Origin of the sequence: Paraburkholderia ultramafica (assembly GCF_902859915.1) — a bacterium.
Taxonomy (GTDB): Bacteria; Pseudomonadota; Gammaproteobacteria; order Burkholderiales; family Burkholderiaceae; genus Paraburkholderia; species Paraburkholderia ultramafica.
The window spans coordinates 100732-117433 of the sequence record NZ_CADIKK010000018.1 but is presented as its reverse complement, the minus strand read 5'-3'; the positions used below and the strand labels follow the sequence as shown (position 1 = coordinate 117433).

The following is a 16702-nucleotide window of genomic DNA, read 5'->3' as shown; positions in this document are numbered from 1 at the left end:
GCAGCTTTACACCGCTTGCGGTTCCGGCACCTTCGCCGCCCGGTTGATCCGCAACACAATTACCGCGGCGACCAGGCACAGGCCGCCCGAAATCATCGACGCCACCGTATAAGTGCCCAGGCTCGCGCGCAGCATGCCCGCGCCGAGCGCCGCGAACGCCGCCCCGAGCTGGTGGCCCGCCACCACCCAGCCGAATACCACCGGCGCCGACTCCTTGCCGTATACGTCCGTCGCCAGACGCACGGTCGGCGGAACGGTGGCGATCCAGTCAAGGCCGTAGAACACGGCAAACAGCGGCAGACCGAAGAAGTCGATGCCGAACGCGTGCGGCAGATACATCAGCGACAGGCCGCGCAGACCGTAATACCAGAACAGCAGCACGCGGCTATTGAAGCGGTCCGACAGCCAGCCTGACAGCGTCGTGCCGAACAGATCGAAGATGCCCATCGCGGCGAGCAGCGACGCGCCCTGCACCTCGGTCATGCCGTAGTCGCCGCACATCGCGATCAGATGGGTGCCGACGTAGCCGTTGGTGCTCGCGCCGCAGATGAAAAAGCTGAAGAACAGCAGCCAGAAGTCGCGGGTCTTGCTCGCCATCGCGAGCGTGCCGAACGCAATGGCGAGCGGATTCTGTCTGGTGACGGTGCTGGCGGCCGGTGCGTCGTGCGGCTCGCCGTACGGACGCAACTTCATGTCGTCCGGGCGTTCGGGCAGCAGAAACGCGACCAGCGGAAGCACGACCGCCGCCGCGAGCGCGACGACCCATACGACCTGGCGCCAGCCGTAATGCTCGGCGATGGCCGCGAGCACCGGCAGGAACACGAGTTGGCCAGTGGCCGAACTTGCCGTGAGAATGCCCATCACGAGGCCGCGGTGCGTGGTGAACCAGCGCGTCACCACGGTCGCCGACAACGACAGCGCCGCGACACCCGTCGAGCCGCCGACCATCACGCCCCAGATCAGCACCATCTGCCACGGATGCGTCATCAGCGACGACAGCGCCACGCCCGCGGCCATCGTGCCGAGCGCGACCAGCAGCGTGGGACGGACGCCGAAACGCTGCATCGCCGCCGCCGCGAACGGCCCCATCAGCCCGTAAAGCGCGATGTTCACGGAAATCGCCAGTGAGATCGTCGCGCGGCTCCAGCCGAACTGATGCTCGAGCGGCACCATCATCACGCTCGGCGTGGCGCGCGTGCCGGCCGCCGCCAGCAGTACCAGAAACACCACCGCTACGGTCAACCAGCCATAGTGGAAACGCCCGCCAATCACTCTCGCTGCCCAGTTCATTGGTTCTCCAATCGACGCGTCGCCCCCGCAGGCTGCGTCGTTCGCATTATTACGACTTTGGTAAAGGACTTGTGACAGATCAGTCACAATGGTGTTGCGATCTTAGTTACTGGTCGGTAACATGTCAAGGCGTCAATTCAATTCAGGTGGCCATCATGTCCGACAGCGAAACCCTCAAGCCGGCCCGTGCGAGGCGCGCGCGCAGCGCGCAGACGGCGGGGCCGCAGGCCCAGCGGAATCTGCTGCGCGCCGCGAGCGAGTTGTTCTATCGCGAGGGCGTGCGAACGGTTGGCGTCGACGCGGTGGTCGAGCGCGCCGGTGTGAACAAGATGAGTCTGTACCGGCAGTTTTCGTCGAAGGACGAATTGGTGCTGGCTTATCTGGAGCAAAAGGACGAGCAGTTCTTCGGCTATGTGGAGATGAGTTTCGCCAAACATCCGGGCGAGCCGGCGAAGCAGCTTCAGCAGTATTTCGACGACCTCGTGGTGCGCGCGTCGGTCGACGACTATCGCGGCTGTCCGTTTGTGAACGTGTCGGTGGAGTTTCCGGATACCGCGCATCCGGCGCGGCAGTTCGTATTCCGCAACAAGCAGCGTTTGATGGCGCGTCTCACCGAACTGACGACGGCCGCGGGCGCCGATGACCCAGTGGCGCTCGCCAATGGGCTCGGTTTGATGATCGAGGGCGTGTATGCGGCGAGCCAGACTTACGGCCCAGGCTGCGGACCCATCCTGGCCGTGCCGAAGATCGCTGCGCAGTTGATCGCCGCGGCATGCGGCGGTGCGCAGGCGAGTTGAGCCGGGCCGGGGTCGAGTTGAGCTGAGTCAAGGTTTTTAGCGCCGCTGTTTGCGCTGGGCGCAAAGCGTCGCAGGTCAGCGCCGTTAGAATGGCGCTTTTACCCGCTGTGTCGCCAGCCATGCCGTTGCCTGCCGAATCCCACGACGCCGTCGTTGCCGCCACTCGTCACTGGCTGACCGAGGCCGTGATCGGCCTTAATTTGTGCCCGTTCGCGAAGGCCGTGCATGTGAAGGGGCAGATTCGCTACGCTGTCAGCGACGCCGTGGACATGGAAGCCGTGTTGACCGATCTCGAAGCCGAGCTTCAGACGCTGATCGCGGCCGCGCCGGATGCCGTCGACACCACGCTGCTAATTCTGCCGCGCGCGCTCGGCGATTTTCTCGACTTCAACGATTGCCTGTTTTTCGCCGAACGGCTCATCAAGCAGCTTCGGCTCGAAGGGATTGTTCAGATTGCGAGCTTTCATCCTTCTTATCAGTTTGAAGGCAGCGAGCCCGACGATATCGAGAATTACACGAACCGGGCGCCCTATCCGATCCTGCATCTGCTACGCGAGGACAGCATTGAGCGGGCCGTTCAGGCCTTCCCCGATGCGCAAGAGATTTACGGGCGCAATCAGGCAACCCTGCGGCGGATCGGCCTTGCCGGCTGGAACGAGTTGATGAAGCGGTGATTCGAGTAATGGAAGTGGCGGCCCGCAAGAGCCGCCCTTGTCAGCGAAGAAGCGTCGCCACCGCCAACCTGGACGCAATCAGGCAGCAACAAAAAAGCGCTCTTTCAACTCTTCGATACCGAGCGTTTCCATCACCTCATTAAGCCGCTCGGCCGGCCGACGCCGCGGCAAATCCTTGTACTGCGCGATGATGAGTTCATTCTTCATCGAATGCTCCCACCCGACCAGTTCGGTCACGCTGACCTGATAGCCATGCGCTTCCAGCTGCAAACACCGCAGCACATTCGTGATCTGGCTGCCGAATTCCCGCGTGTGCAGCGGATGCCGCCAGATCTCCGTCAATGCGTTCCCCAGCGACTTCCCCTTGTTCTGCCGTAGCACCCCGGCCACCTCAGCCTGACAGCACGGCACCACCACGATGTACTCGGCGTGCTTTTCCAGCGCGAACCGGATCGCGTCGTCGGTCGCGGTATTGCAGGCATGCAGTGCCGTCACGATGTCAATCTGCGCCGGCAAGCGCGCCGACGTGATCGACTCCGCCACCGACAGGTTCAGAAACGACATCCCCGTAAAGCCCAGCCGGGTGGCCAATTCTTCGGACTTCGTCACGAGATCCTCGCGGGTTTCAATGCCGTAAATGTGCGAAGCCCCACCTGCGGCGTCCTGAAACTCCTTGAAGAAAAGATCGTAAAGAATAAAACCTAGATATGACTTGCCCGCGCCATGGTCGACGAGCGTCAACGCGCCCTGCTTGTCCTTGAGGTCTTTGAGCAGCGGTTCGATGAACTGGAACAGATGGTAGACCTGCTTCAGCTTGCGGCGGCTGTCCTGGTTCATCTTGCCGTCGCGCGTGAGGATGTGGAGCTCCTTCAACAACTCGACGGATTGGTTCGGACGGATTTCGTGGGTTTTACTGGACATCGTGTGAACCGCCATCAATTGCAACGCGAACGTGCGACAGATGACGGAAAAAGGGAAAAATTGCTGCCAGTTTACCCAAAGTGCGACACGCTCACCGAATGAGCCGCGCAAACTTGCAGGAAAGCCGTCAACCTGGAACGCTTCCTGCTCGAAAAACATCATACGAGACGTTTCGGGAGTGGCTGAAAACAGCTTGCGCGCCGGCCCAGCCCAATAGCGCAGACCGAGTCGCCGATAACAAGAGGCTGCCGGCCGTGGCACCGATCACGCGAACCGAAGGCATGTGGGGAGGACGTCCCGGAACCCGGGCCGAACGTTACGTAACCAGCAGCGCGCCGAGACTTCAACCGGACGCGCGCTCGGATGATAGAAGAGGCAGCAATGGATACGGTACCCAACGGAAACGTCGAACAGAAGTTTCAGGAAATGCTGGCGAAGCTCACCGCGACGCCGGCCTGGTCAGAAAAGCAGCAACTCGAACTGGAGATGGCGCGCGACATCTCCACCGAAATGCTACGTCTCGCGGAGGTCATGCGCGATGGCTGCGTCGACATGGAAACGTGTCTGACCATGCTCAAGTACGCCAAAGTGCTCGATTTCGTGATGACCACGCTCGCGTCGCGGCGCGACATCAAACCCCAAACGCTGCGGGTCATTTTCAAGCTCGCCGGGCTGAAGGTGGACGAGGCTTACCCCGGTTAGGAGAGTCCAACCATCACATCACGCGACCACGCCGCGACCCGCGGGCGGCTCTGCGCCGCTCGCCCGGTCGGCCAGGCATCTTCCGTCCGCCGAGGGACGAACACTCACGCGCGCGGCGCTTCGGCCGGTGGCGTGCCCTCATGAAACAGCGTTTTGAGTTGCGCACGCAGTTCCGGTGAATCCGTGTGTTTGTGCACGGCCACCGCATGCTGAACGGCCGCGTCGAGCAATTCGCTCTCGCTGTCGGCGGATAGGGCAACGGTGCAGTTCATTTCGCTCGGGAACTCGCGGCAGTCGATGTATTTGCGGGTCATGGCAGTCTCCTCGATCCAGACGATCAGAGCTTCACTCCTTCACGCAGACAGCAGACGCGCGAACCACGTCGCCGGCCGTGGCGCGGCAGCATTGGCCGCGTCGGGCGGTAAGCAGACAGTGGGGCTGGTTTTGCGCGGGAAAGACGCGAATTGCGTCCGAGGGAAGGTGTTTGAAAAGTATAGTTCGCACCGTTCAATAACGACGACGCGAACGCGCGCGAAACGGATACGGGAACGCCTGAACCCAGCTTTTTTCGGCTCGCCGTCCCGGCTGCTCGTTTGCCCTGCGCTGTCCGCGGTGTGAAAATAGCGCCCTTCGCGCCGCGTGCTCATCCGGACAGGCCGGCGCGCCGCCTCTTCCTTCCGCTTACCCGCAGGACCGCATGCCATCTTCCTTCGATTCCGTCCGCGTCGCCGTGACAGGCGGCGGCCCCGCCGGCTTGATGGCGGCCGAGGCGCTCGCCCGGCGCGGCGCGCAAGTCGACGTTTATGACGCGATGCCGTCGGTCGGCCGCAAGTTCCTGATGGCGGGCAAAGGCGGCATGAACATCACGCATTCGGAACCGCTCGAGCCGTTTCTCGGGCGCTACGGCGCGCGCCGTGAGCAGATCGCGCCGCTGCTGGACGTATTCGGGCCCGACGCGCTGCGAGCCTGGTTGCAAGGGCTCGGCATCGAGACCTTCGTCGGCAGTTCCGGGCGGGTTTTTCCTGCCGATATGAAAGCCGCACCGATGCTGCGTGCGTGGCTGCATCGACTGCGAGAGGCGGGTGTGCAGTTTCACATGCGGCACAAGTGGAACGGTTGGAGTCCGGACGCTGCCGACACCGCCACACACACGCTGCGCTTCGCGACGCCCGACGGCGAGCAGACCGTGACCTGCGATGCCGTGGTATTCGCGCTGGGCGGCGCAAGCTGGCCGCGGCTCGGATCGGACGCCGCCTGGGTGCCGTTGATGGCCTCGCGCGAAGTGCCGGTGACGCCGTTGCGGCCCGCGAACTGTGGCTTCGACGCGGACTGGAGCCCGTATCTGCGAGAACGTTTCGCAGGCCAGCCGATCAAGCCGGTCGCCATTACGCTCACCGATGTAGACAATAAAGTCCACCATCGACAAGGTGAAATACTTCTGACCGAAACCGGCCTCGAAGGGAGTCTGATTTACGCGTTGTCGGCAGCGATCCGCGAGCGAATTCTGGCCGACGGAGAGGTCACGATCGCTCTGGATTTGGTGCCCGGCTTGACGCTCGAGCGAGTCGTCGCCGAAGTCACGCGGCCGCGCGGCTCACGCTCGATGGCGAGTCATCTGCACGGCAGAATCGGGATTGGCGGGGTCAAGCTGGCTTTACTGCACGAGATTTTATCGAAGGAAGCCTTCGCCGACGTGGACGGCCTCGCGCGCGCTGTCAAGGCGCTGCCGGTGCGGCTGACGCGAGCGCGGCCTATCGCGGAAGCGATCAGCACCGCCGGCGGCATTCCGTTCGAAGCGCTCGACGCGCACCTGATGATCGAGCGTCTGCCTGGCGTGTTCTGTGCGGGCGAGATGCTCGACTGGGAAGCGCCGACCGGCGGCTATTTGCTCACCGCCTGTTTTGCCAGCGGACTGGTGGCCGGTCGAGGTGCGTTGGCGTATCTCAAGGCGCTTAGGGCGCGTGATGCGTAGCGCGTAGGCGTGACGCGCCGCCTCTCAGCTTCGCGACAACGCTTCTCGCTGCCGTCTCACCACTCAACGCGCCTTGAGACGCCACAACGACGTCACTTCAGCCACTCGCGCCGTGTGCAGCGCGTCGGATTCATCGGTCGACTTCGGATGCCGCGGACGAATGTCCTCGCGGCCCACCACGGTCAGCCCGGCCTTTTCAATCGCAGCAAGCAGCCACTCGCGCGTGCGCAAGCCAAGATGCTCGGCGAAATCCGACAGGATCAACCAGCCCTCGCCACCCGGCGACAGATGCTCCGCGAGACCGTTCAGGAACCCGAGCAGCATGCGGCTTTCCGGATCGTAGACCGCATATTCGACCGGCGACGCGGGCCGTGCCGGCACCCACGGCGGATTGCAAACGACGAGCGGCGCCCGGCCTTCCGGAAACAGATCCGCTTGCACCACCTCGACTTGCTGGTCGTAACCGAGGCGTGCGAGGTTCTCGCGTGCACAGGCAAGCGCTCGCGGGTCCTGATCGGTGGCGATGATTTTCTTCACGCCGCGTTTGGCAAGCAACGCGGCCAACACACCCGTACCGGTGCCGATATCGAACGCCTTGTTCAGCGACGGCAGCGGCGTGCGCGCAACCAGATCGACATATTCACCGCGCACCGGCGAAAACACGCCGTAGTGCGGATGGATGCGCTCGCCCAACACCGGAATCTCGACGCCCTTCTTACGCCACTCGTGCGCGCCGATCAGGCCGAGCAGTTCGCGCAACGATACGACCGACGCTTCATCGGTGGACGGTCCATAGGTTTCGATACAGGCCTGCCGCACCTCGGGCGCGCGGCGCAGCGGAATGCCGTACGCGGCGTCGAGCGGAATCAGGATCATGCCGAGCGTGCGCGCGCGTTGCGACTGCGCCTGCCGATGCAGGTTGAACGCGTCGATCGGCGTTTCGCCCTGCTTGCGCGGTTTGCGCTCGAGCCGGCGCGTGACCGCCTGCAGCAGTTGACGCGCGTTCTGGAAGTCGCCGTTCCACAACAGCGCGGTCCCTTCGCAGGCGAGGCGGTAGGCCGAGTCGGCGGTGGTGCGGTCATCCGCGACGATTACGCGTTTAGGCGGCGGCACGGCCGCTTCGGAGCGCCAACGCGCGGTGCGGGGGCCGTCGGCTTCGGGCCATGTAATGGTTGCAGGGCTGGTCATGGTGAGGTGGGATCGGTGTTGCGGGAGTGACGCGATGCGACGTTGCGTCGTCGGGGGCGTTGCCCGCCGGAGTACTTGATAGCGAGGCCGACTGACGCCCGAATAGTACCTCTGTCGTACGGGTTCGCGGTGCGCTATTCGTCGGCGGGCGTGACTGAAGTAGACGCCGGCGCGCAGAATCTAGACTAAAACGTCCACAATCGACAAGGTGAAAGAGATATGGCGATTCTGGGCCCTTTTCGGCCTCATCGACGCAGTGCGCGAGAGGCTCGGCGCGCGCTCAGGAGGCGGCCTCGGAATACAAGGCCAGCAGGTCGCGCGCGGCATGCCAGGCATCTGTCGCGGCACTCTGACGGCCGGAAATCTGCATCGCCAGCGTGGCGCCATCCAGCAGCATCACGATCACGGACGCCAGCCCCTTGGCCTGCGCGGACGGCACGATATCCGCGGCCAGTTGCTCGATAAACCGCGTAAGGTCCGCCTTCTGTTCGACGCTGATCTTGTGGATGCTGCTGCCTTTGTCGGCGAATTCGGCAGCGGCGTGCGTGAACATGCAGCCGGTGAAGGTGTCGCTCGTAAACCAGTCCCGATGCCAGTCGAAAACCCGTTCGAGGCGGGCCAGCGGCATATCGGCCTGGGCCACGAACGCCTTGAGCGACACCGCGCACTGCCGCTGGCGCTGCCGCAACACGGCGATCACCAGATCGGTTTTGGACGGGAAATGCCGGTACATCGTCATTTTCGCGACGCCCGATTCGGCAATGATCCAGTCCACGCCAACCGCATGGTAGCCATGCTTGCTGAACAGAATCGTTGCGGTATCGAGAATCTGCTGACGCTTGGCGGACACGGCGGCCTCAAATGATAAAAATATGCGAAATGATTAATCAAGTAGGCCGAATTGTCTATTGCGCGACATCACGTTTTAGCGGAGTTCTCGGCCAGAAAATAGACAGGTCCGTATCGGCTGGGTATAGTTCCTGAAAGCACGAATACGGCTGAACAAAAAAGAACCTGAGAGATCCACAACGGCGCGGCAAGTCAGCCTGCATAGCGCCCAGTCAAAATATGCAAGCCTTCAGTTTCAGTTGCGGACATCCTTATGTCCGCAACTCATCTTTTCTTCAACGCTTAATCGCCATTGGCGCGCCGTTAGCGTTTTTACGCAGTGAGGCTCGTTTCCTTCTTCGATACGCGCGCTTGTCCCGCTTGGCACAATTTAATAATCACGCGCCGCAGACAATCACTTGCGGACCCGCAAATGAAAAACGGGGTTTCTGACTGAACAGAAACCCCGTTTCGTACTACTGGTGCCGGCTGCAGGACTCGAACCCGCCACCTCATGATTACAAGTCAAGCGCTCTACCTGATGAGCTAAGCCGGCATGAGGCCGTGATTCTACTTCATTTTACGATCTTGAGGCGAGCCCTTCCGCCACCTTTCGAACCATCGTCGTCAGGCTGGGGGCTGTCCGCCGCGCTATCGGCCTTCGCGGCAGTCGTATCGGCCGCCGGCGACGTCTCGACCGCACGCGGCGCAGCCGGCACGGCGGTCTCGTCCGCCGGTTCCGCGTCGGCGCCGGAGTCCTGCGCTTCGCCGCCCGCCGACTCGACCGGGAACGCCATGCCCTGCCCGTTTTCGCGCGCATAGATCGCGAGAATATTGGCGATCGGCACCTCGATCTTGTGCGACTTGCCGGAGAAGCGCGCGCTGAACTCGATCCACTCGTTGCCCATCTGCAACTGGCTGGTCGCCTCGAAGCTGATGTTCAACACGATTTCGTTGTCGCGCACAAACTGACGCGGCACGCGCGTCTGATTGTCGACCCGGACCGCGATGTGCGGCGTATAGCCGTTATCCGTGCACCACTCGTAGAGCGCGCGCAGCAGATAAGGCTTCGTGGAAATCTCTTGCATCAACAGTCCTCTTACCGGGCGCAGGCCCGCGCAATGTGCTGCGCGGCGCCCTCACCCCAAAGCCAAACTCAACGACGCATCACCTTTTCCGAAGGCGTCAGCGCTTCGATATAAGCCGGGCGGCTGAAAATGCGCTCGGCGTACTTCATCAGCGGTGCTGCGTTCTTCGACAGCTCGATGCCGTAATGATCCAGACGCCACAGCAGCGGCGCGATCGCGACGTCGAGCATCGAGAACTCTTCGCCGAGCATGTACTTGTTCTTCAGGAAGATCGGCGCGAGCTGCGTCAGGCGATCGCGGATCGCCAGACGGGCCTTCTCGTGATTCTTCTCGGCCGCCTTGCCCTTCTCATTTTCGAGGGTGCCGACGTGCACGAACAGTTCCTTCTCGAAGTTCAGCAGGAACAGGCGGGCGCGGGCGCGCTGCACCGGATCAGCCGGCATCAGCTGCGGATGCGGGAAGCGCTCGTCGATGTACTCGTTGATGATGTTCGATTCGTACAGAATCAGGTCCCGTTCGACGAGAATCGGCACTTGACCATACGGATTCATCACGGCGATGTCTTCCGGCTTGTTAAACAGGTCGACGTCGCGGATCTCGAAGTCCATGCCCTTTTCGAACAACACCAGCCGGCAGCGCTGGGAGAACGGGCAAGTTGTGCCGGAATACAGAACCATCATGTTTACATTTCCTCAAAAAGCTGAAAGGCCAGCGCGCGAAAAAACCGTTCAGCAGGTTTTTCCTGGCGCCGGCCCCACGCCGGGTGACGGCGTGATTATTTGATATGTTTCCAGTACGCGGCGTTCAGTCGCCAGGCGAAAAAGCTCAGGATACCGAGGAACATTAGCACCCACACGCCAAGCTGTTTGCGGGTTTTCTGCGTCGGTTCGGACATCCATGACAGGTACGACACGAGGTCGGCCACAGCAGAATCATAATCTACCGGCGACATAGTCCCCGGAGTGAGCTGCTGGAAGCCGACAAATTTGTGTACCGTCTCGCCAGTTTTTTCGTCTGTTTCGTTACCGAATTTCGCTGCGCGTTGCCCCTGAAGCTGCCACAGCACGTGAGGCATGCTCACGTTCTCGAACACCAGATTATTCCAGCCGGTGGGCCGCGTATTGTCGCGATAAAAACTGCGCAGATACGTGTACAGCCAGTCCTTGCCGCGCGCCCGCGCTTCCACCGACAGATCCGGCGCCGCCGCCCCGAACCACGCCTTCGCGTCGTCCGGGCGCATCGCCACGGTCATCGTGTTGCCGACCTTGTCGGTGGTGAACAGCAGGTTCGACTGGATTTCGCTCGGCGTGATGCCGAGATCGGTCAGCCGGTTGTAGCGCATCAGGTTCGCGCTGTGGCAATTCAGGCAGTAGTTTACAAACAATTGCGCGCCGTGCTGCAAAGAAGCGAAATTCTCTGCGTTATCCGGCGCGCGGTCGAGAGGGAAATTCTCGTCCGCGTAAGCCGGGCCGGCCAGCACCGCGAGCAGTGTCGCGCCGATCAGCGCGCACGTCGAAAGCAGTTTTTTCATTTCGTATTCTCCTGGCTCGCGATTAGTGAGGCTTGAACCGCACCCGTTCGGGCGGCTGCTTGAACGTGCCAAGCCGCGTCCAGAACGGCATGCCAAGGAAAAACGCGAAGTAGATCAGCGCGCATGCCTGGGCAATCAGCGTCGAGGCAGGCGACGGCGGCCTCGTGCCGAGGAAGCCCAAGGTCAGGAAAGCGAGCACGAAGATCCCATAGAACACCTTGTGAAAAAACGGCCGGTAACGGATCGACTTCACCGGCGAGCGGTCGAGCCACGGCAGGAAGAACAGCGAGATCACCGCGCCGCCCATCACCACCACGCCCCAGAACTTCGATTCGGTGAAGGCCATCGCCAGAATCACCAGCACCGCGAGCACCGGCAAGCCGATCTTCCACTTGCCGCGCGCCCGCACCAGCGCGAGCAGGCCGAGCAGCGCGATCACGATCATCAGCACGATCTTGAACGGATCGGTGGTGGCGCGCAGCATCGCGTAGAAGGCCGTGAAGTACCACACCGGCGCAATTTCCGGCGGCGTTTGCAGCGGATTGGCGGGAATGAAGTTGTTCGCTTCGAGGAAGTACCCGCCCATTTCCGGCGCGAAGAAGATGATCACGGCGAAGATCAGCAGAAATACCGACGTGCCCATGAAATCGTGCACCGAGTAGTACGGGTGAAACGGAATGCCGTCGAGCGGAACCCCGTCCGGGCCCTTCTTCGCCTTGATCTCGATACCGTCCGGGTTATTCGACCCCACTTCATGCAGCGCGACCAGGTGCGCGATCACCAGCCCGACGAGCACCAGCGGAATCGCAATCACATGAAACGCGAAGAAGCGATTGAGCGTGACGTCCGAGACCACATAGTCGCCGCGAATCCACAGCGACAGATCGGGCCCGATGAACGGAATCGCCGAGAACAGGTTGACGATCACCTGCGCGCCCCAGAACGACATCTGTCCCCACGGCAGCAGATAGCCGAAGAACGCCTCGGCCATCAGGCTCAGGAAGATCAGGCAGCCGAAGATCCACACCAGCTCGCGCGGCTTGCGGTACGAGCCGTACATCAGCCCGCGGAACATATGCAGATACACGACCACGAAAAACATCGACGCGCCCGTCGAGTGCATATAGCGGATCAGCCAGCCCCACGGCACCTCGCGCATGATGTACTCGACCGACGAGAACGCGAGCGTCGCGTCGGGCTTGTAGTTCATCGTGAGGAAGATGCCGGTGACGATCTGAATGACCAGCACCAGCAACGCGAGCGAACCGAAGAAGTACCAGAAGTTGAAGTTCTTCGGCGCGTAGTACTCGGAAACGTGCTTCTTCCAGGTGGCCGTCATCGGAAAGCGCCGGTCGATCCAGCCGGCCAGCCCGGTCGTCTCTACTTCGTGGTCCATCGCCATTACGCTTCTCCTTTCTCGTCCTTCCCGATCACGAGGCCGGTGGCCGACGTGAACATGAAGCGCGGGATGTCGAGGTTCTGCGGCGCAGGTTTGTTCTTGAAGACGCGGCCGGCCATGTCGTAGGTCGAGCCGTGGCACGGGCACAGAAAGCCGCCCGGCCAGTCGTCGGGAAGATTGGGCTGCGCGCCCTCCTGGAAGCGCGGCGTCGGCGTGCAGCCCAGATGGGTGCACACGGCGACGGCGACTAAAAGATGCCTGTTTTCGGCGCGTGAACGGAATTCGTTGTTGCAGTAGTCCGGCAACGGCATCGAAAAGGGAATCGTGGTGTGGGGGTCCGCTACCTGGCTATCGGCTTTCTGCACATCGGCGAGCATCCTGTCGGTGCGGTTGATGATCCACACGGGTTTACCGCGCCAGGCAACGGTCATCATGTCGCCAGGCTTGAGATTGCCGATATCGACCTCGACCGGGGCACCTGCTGCCTTGGCCTTTTCAGATGGTGCAAACGAACCAACAAAGGGTACGACAATGGCAACGCCTCCTATGCCACCTGCTACGGTCGTCGCTACCAGCCAGTTCCGGCGGCTGCCGTCGACGCGTTCATCTTCTTTGTCTCGCATCACACGCCCCACTTCCGAGTTGGATTTTTCCTTCACGTCTCTTCTACCGCCGCTAGTTTGCGGGAATGGAGTCGCCATTTACAAGGGCCGATTGCCAAAAACCGTGCGAAGCCCTTGATAACTCAGGGTTTCTCCGTACGGAAACGCAAACTTTCTCGCACCTCTTTTTAAGTGCCTTCTGCGTTATTCGCGCGTTTTTCTTCTTTTTCTTCTTTAATGCAATTTGCAATTCAAACGGGATTGGGGATATCGATAAACAGATGTTCGATATCGAACTGCTCGGACAGATGCTTGCCCACCGCCTGCACACCGAAGCGTTCCGTCGCGTGATGTCCGGCCGCGAGAAACGCAACGCCGCTTTCCGCCGCCGTGTGCATCACCGACTCCGACACCTCGCCGGTCAGGTAGACGTCGGCGCCGGCGTTGATCGCCGCGTCGAACATGCCTTGCGCGGCGCCCGTGCACCAGCCCACGCGGCGCAGCACGCGGTCCGGGTCGCCGAACACGAGCGGCGTGCGGCCGAGCGTCTGCTCGATTTCCGCGGTGAAGTGCGCGAGCGTGATCGGCATCGGAAAAGTGGCGAGCCAGCCGAGGTCGTTCTCGCCGAAGCGCGCGTCGCTGATCCAGCCCATCTTCGCGCCGATCTGCGCGTTGTTGCCCAACTCGGGATGGTCGTCGAGCGGCAGGTGATAGGCGAACAGATTCAGGTCGTTGCCGATCAGCAGTTTCAGACGCGCATGTTTGCGGCCGGTGATCTGCGGCGCTTCGTTGCGCCAGAAGTAGCCGTGATGGACCAGCACGGCGTCCGCGCCCCAGTCGAGCGCAGCCTCCAGAAAGGCCACCGACGCGGTTACGCCGGTAGCGAGCTTATTGATCCGGCGACGCCCTTCGACCTGCAATCCATTGGGGCAATAGTCCTTGAAGCGCGCAGTTTCAAGAAGATTGTTCAAGTACAATTCAAGTTCGATCCGATCCATATAAACCTCTAGTCTTCAGATGCTTAGACGCTTTTGGCTGTTCTTTGCCCAAGCGGTGACTGTGCTGTTGGCGCTGATGTTCATCATTGCGACCCTCAAACCGCAGTGGCTCCAGCGTCAAGGGCAATTCGGCAAGCAACTCGCCGAACCCATCGTCGCCCTGCGGGAAGTGGCGCCAGGCATCGGCAGCGGGCCCCCCCAGGAGTCCTATGCGGACGCCGCGCAAAAGGCGATGCCCGCGGTCGTCAATGTGTTCTCCAGCAAGGATGGCTCACTGCCGCCCGATCCGCGCGCGAAAGATCCGCTGTTCCGCTACTTCTTCGGCGACAAGAACAAGCGCAAGCAACGGGAGCAACCGGCATCCAACCTCGGCTCCGGTGTGATAGTGAGTTCGGAAGGTTACATTCTAACGAACCAGCACGTCGTGGACGGCGCCGATCAGATCGAAATCGCGCTGGCCGATGGTCGCACCACCAATGCGAAGGTGATCGGCATCGACCCTGAAACGGATCTGGCCGTGCTCAAGGTCAACATGACCAATCTGCCCGCCATCACGCTCGGCCGCATGGACCAGACGCGCGTCGGCGACGTGGTGCTGGCGATCGGCAATCCGTTCGGCGTCGGCCAGACGGTGACCATGGGCATCGTCAGCGCGCTCGGGCGCAACCATCTCGGCATCAACACGTTCGAAAACTTCATCCAGACCGACGCGGCCATCAACCCGGGCAACTCGGGAGGCGCGCTGGTCGACGTGAACGGCAACCTGCTCGGCATCAACACCGCGATCTATTCGCGTTCTGGCGGCTCGCTCGGCATCGGCTTTGCAATCCCGGTGTCGACCGCTCGCAGCGTGCTGGAGAGCATCATCACCACCGGCTCGGTAACGCGTGGTTGGATCGGCGTCGAGCCGCAGGATGTGACGCCGGAGATCGCCGAGTCGTTCGGGCTCGACCAGAAATCGGGGGCGATCGTCGCAGGCGTGCTGAAGAGTGGTCCTGCCGACCGTGCAGGCATCAAGCCGGGCGACATTCTGATGAGGGTGAACGGCCAGGAGATCACCGACACCACGCGTCTGTTGAACGTCATTGCGCAGATCAAGCCGGGCACGGCTGCGAAAGTGCACCTGGTGCGCAAGGGCCGCGAGATCGAGCTGGACGTGACTATCGGCAAGCGCCCGCCCCCGCCGAAGCAACCGGTCGAAGATAACGGCGGCGGCGATCAGCAGGACAACGAAGGCGGTTGAAGCACGAAGCGGCGCTGCGAGGCCATAGCGGCCAGCCACGCCGAAGCAAAAACATAAAGGGCAGTCCGCGATGGACTGCCCTTTTGGTTTTGTTCGCCTTTTTCCGCAAGCGCCCGAAGCGCTACATCAATTCGACGGCGGACTCGCGTCTTCGATCACAGCCGGCTGCTTGCCGACAAATAGACGCGCCGCGATGATCCCCGCCTCGTACAGCACGATCAGCGGAATCGCGAGGATCAGCTGCGAGAACACGTCCGGCGGCGTCACCACGGCGGAAATCACGAACGCGCCGACGATCACATACGGACGAATCTCCTTGAGCTTCTTGATGGTCAGCACGTTCATGCGGACCAGCAGCACCACGACGATCGGCACTTCGAACGTCACACCGAACGCGATGAACATCGTCAGCACGAAACTCAGGTAATTGTCGATGTCGGTGGTCATTTCCGCGCCGAGCGGCGCGTTGTAATGCGCCATCACACGGAAGATGGTCGGGAACACCACGAAGTACGCGAACGCCATGCCGCACAAAAACAGCGTGTAGCTGCTGGCCACCAGCGGCCCGACCAGCTTCTTCTCGTGCTGATAAAGTCCCGGTGCGACAAATGCCCAGATCTGATATAGCACGACGGGCAGCGCGATCACGAAAGCGACCAGCATGGTCACCTTCATCGGCACGAAGAACGAGCCGGTGACGTCGGTGACGATCATCTTGCCGTCCTTCGGCAGGTTCTGCATTAGCGGGCGCGCCAGCAGCCGGAAGATGTCCGGCGCCCAATATACGAGTCCGATGAACACCACGATGACGGCAAGGCCCGCACGGATGATGCGGTCGCGCAGTTCAACGAGGTGTGAAATGAAGGTCTCTTCAGTGCCTTCGTCCTGGGTTTGCTGGGGGTCGCTCACGCCGGCCCTCGGTTGGAGATTGTCGTTCTGATCATCAGAAGAACCGCGTGGGACGACGCATGGTGGCGGGCGTATGCCGCGCGACGCGCGCAGCACCCGACTGCACGCGCGTGCGACGCGTGGTTGCGCGCTTATACCAGGTGGGCATGGCGGTCTGCTTGACGCGCCAGTTCTTGCGCCTGGGCGCCGTGGACGGCGTGCTGTTCGGCCACGACGAATTGCCGACGTCTTCGAGCGCGCCGCCGGCAATGCTGGGCGACACCGACGTGCCGCTGTTCCACGCGTCGTTCAGTTCGCTTTCGTGCTTGCGCAGATTGTCCTGAACGGAGGTTTCGACATTGCTCGCGGCTGTTTCGAACTCGGTCTTCATGCGACGCAGTTCGTCGAGTTCGATTTCGCGCGTGACTTCGGCCTTCACGTCGTTGATATACCGCTGCGCGCGGCCGAACAGCGCGCCGGCCGTGCGGGCGACACGTGGCAGGCGCTCAGGCCCAAGTACGACCAGCGCGACGACGCCGATCAGCGCCATCTTGGTTAGACCGAGGTCCAGCATGAAGTGG

18 protein-coding genes and 1 tRNA gene are annotated in these 16702 nt (G+C 61.8%); 5 read left to right on the top strand and 14 right to left on the bottom strand.

Features of this window, described 5'->3' with window-relative positions:
• Positions 1-6: 6 nt before the first annotated feature.
• Positions 7-1290: an MFS transporter gene (locus HV744_RS20200; RefSeq protein ID WP_175151185.1), complete on the bottom strand. Its 1284-nt coding sequence runs from the start codon at positions 1288-1290 to the stop codon at positions 7-9.
• 155 nt (positions 1291-1445) lie between these two features.
• Between HV744_RS20200 and HV744_RS20195 the strand changes: the two genes are divergently transcribed.
• Positions 1446-2087, top strand: a complete 642-nt coding sequence (locus HV744_RS20195; RefSeq protein ID WP_175151184.1) for a TetR/AcrR family transcriptional regulator — start codon at positions 1446-1448, stop codon at positions 2085-2087.
• A gap of 119 nt (positions 2088-2206) precedes the next feature.
• Positions 2207-2761 carry a DUF1415 domain-containing protein gene (locus HV744_RS20190; protein WP_175151183.1) on the top strand — a complete coding sequence of 185 codons (555 nt, stop codon included), beginning with the start codon at positions 2207-2209 and terminating at the stop codon, positions 2759-2761.
• A 78-nt stretch (positions 2762-2839) separates the two neighbouring features.
• On the opposite strand, the gene HV744_RS20185 is transcribed toward HV744_RS20190, so the two are convergent.
• Positions 2840-3682 (bottom strand): class I SAM-dependent methyltransferase, encoded by an 843-nt coding sequence (locus tag HV744_RS20185; RefSeq protein ID WP_175151182.1) that lies wholly within the window; start codon positions 3680-3682, stop codon positions 2840-2842.
• A 381-nt stretch (positions 3683-4063) separates the two neighbouring features.
• Between HV744_RS20185 and HV744_RS20180 the strand changes: the two genes are divergently transcribed.
• Positions 4064-4384 (top strand): type II toxin-antitoxin system HicA family toxin, encoded by a 321-nt coding sequence (locus tag HV744_RS20180; RefSeq protein WP_175151181.1) that lies wholly within the window; start codon positions 4064-4066, stop codon positions 4382-4384.
• Positions 4385-4488: 104 nt separating this feature from the next.
• On the opposite strand, the gene HV744_RS20175 is transcribed toward HV744_RS20180, so the two are convergent.
• Complete coding sequence (locus HV744_RS20175) at positions 4489-4698, bottom strand: DUF1059 domain-containing protein (protein ID WP_175151180.1); 210 nt, start codon at positions 4696-4698, stop codon at positions 4489-4491.
• A 383-nt stretch (positions 4699-5081) separates the two neighbouring features.
• Here HV744_RS20175 and HV744_RS20170 point away from each other — a divergent pair, with 383 nt between their 5' ends.
• Complete coding sequence (locus HV744_RS20170; RefSeq protein ID WP_175151179.1) at positions 5082-6356, top strand: TIGR03862 family flavoprotein; 1275 nt, start codon at positions 5082-5084, stop codon at positions 6354-6356.
• Between the two features lie 63 nt (positions 6357-6419).
• On the opposite strand, the gene HV744_RS20165 is transcribed toward HV744_RS20170, so the two are convergent.
• From HV744_RS20165 to HV744_RS20125, 9 genes are all read right to left on the bottom strand, one after another.
• Entirely contained in the window at positions 6420-7544 is a 1125-nt protein-coding gene (locus HV744_RS20165) for a methyltransferase (protein ID WP_175151178.1), read from the bottom strand.
• A gap of 280 nt (positions 7545-7824) precedes the next feature.
• A complete protein-coding gene (locus HV744_RS20160) occupies positions 7825-8394 on the bottom strand; it encodes a TetR/AcrR family transcriptional regulator (RefSeq protein ID WP_175151177.1) in 570 nt (189 codons plus the stop codon).
• Positions 8395-8852: 458 nt separating this feature from the next.
• A tRNA-Thr gene (locus HV744_RS20155) sits at positions 8853-8928 on the bottom strand.
• A 19-nt stretch (positions 8929-8947) separates the two neighbouring features.
• Positions 8948-9460 carry a ClpXP protease specificity-enhancing factor gene (locus HV744_RS20150; protein WP_175151176.1) on the bottom strand — a complete coding sequence of 171 codons (513 nt, stop codon included), beginning with the start codon at positions 9458-9460 and terminating at the stop codon, positions 8948-8950.
• A 68-nt stretch (positions 9461-9528) separates the two neighbouring features.
• Positions 9529-10140 carry a glutathione S-transferase N-terminal domain-containing protein gene (locus HV744_RS20145; RefSeq protein ID WP_006052302.1) on the bottom strand — a complete coding sequence of 204 codons (612 nt, stop codon included), beginning with the start codon at positions 10138-10140 and terminating at the stop codon, positions 9529-9531.
• Positions 10141-10235: 95 nt separating this feature from the next.
• Positions 10236-10991, bottom strand: coding sequence for a cytochrome c1 (locus HV744_RS20140; protein WP_175151175.1), 756 nt, complete (start codon positions 10989-10991; stop codon positions 10236-10238).
• Positions 10992-11013: 22 nt separating this feature from the next.
• Positions 11014-12393, bottom strand: coding sequence for a cytochrome b (locus tag HV744_RS20135; RefSeq protein WP_175151174.1), 1380 nt, complete (start codon positions 12391-12393; stop codon positions 11014-11016).
• A complete protein-coding gene (gene petA / locus HV744_RS20130) occupies positions 12393-13013 on the bottom strand; it encodes a ubiquinol-cytochrome c reductase iron-sulfur subunit (protein ID WP_246279121.1) in 621 nt (206 codons plus the stop codon). The genes HV744_RS20135 and petA overlap by 1 nt, the downstream gene beginning before the upstream one ends.
• 230 nt (positions 13014-13243) lie before the next feature.
• Complete coding sequence (locus HV744_RS20125; protein WP_175151172.1) at positions 13244-13990, bottom strand: Nif3-like dinuclear metal center hexameric protein; 747 nt, start codon at positions 13988-13990, stop codon at positions 13244-13246.
• Between the two features lie 19 nt (positions 13991-14009).
• On the opposite strand from HV744_RS20125, the gene HV744_RS20120 reads away from it, so the two are divergent.
• On the top strand, positions 14010-15233 hold the full coding sequence (locus tag HV744_RS20120; RefSeq protein WP_175151171.1) for a Do family serine endopeptidase: 1224 nt from the start codon (positions 14010-14012) through the stop codon (positions 15231-15233).
• 126 nt (positions 15234-15359) lie between these two features.
• Here HV744_RS20120 and tatC read toward each other — a convergent pair whose 3' ends face one another.
• Positions 15360-16142, bottom strand: a complete 783-nt coding sequence (tatC, locus tag HV744_RS20115) for a twin-arginine translocase subunit TatC (RefSeq protein WP_175151170.1) — start codon at positions 16140-16142, stop codon at positions 15360-15362.
• 34 nt (positions 16143-16176) lie between these two features.
• The gene (gene tatB / locus HV744_RS20110; RefSeq protein WP_175151169.1) at positions 16177-16695 is read right to left on the bottom strand and encodes a Sec-independent protein translocase protein TatB; all 519 of its coding nucleotides are present in this window, start codon (positions 16693-16695) and stop codon (positions 16177-16179) included.
• Positions 16696-16702: the final 7 nt, after the last annotated feature.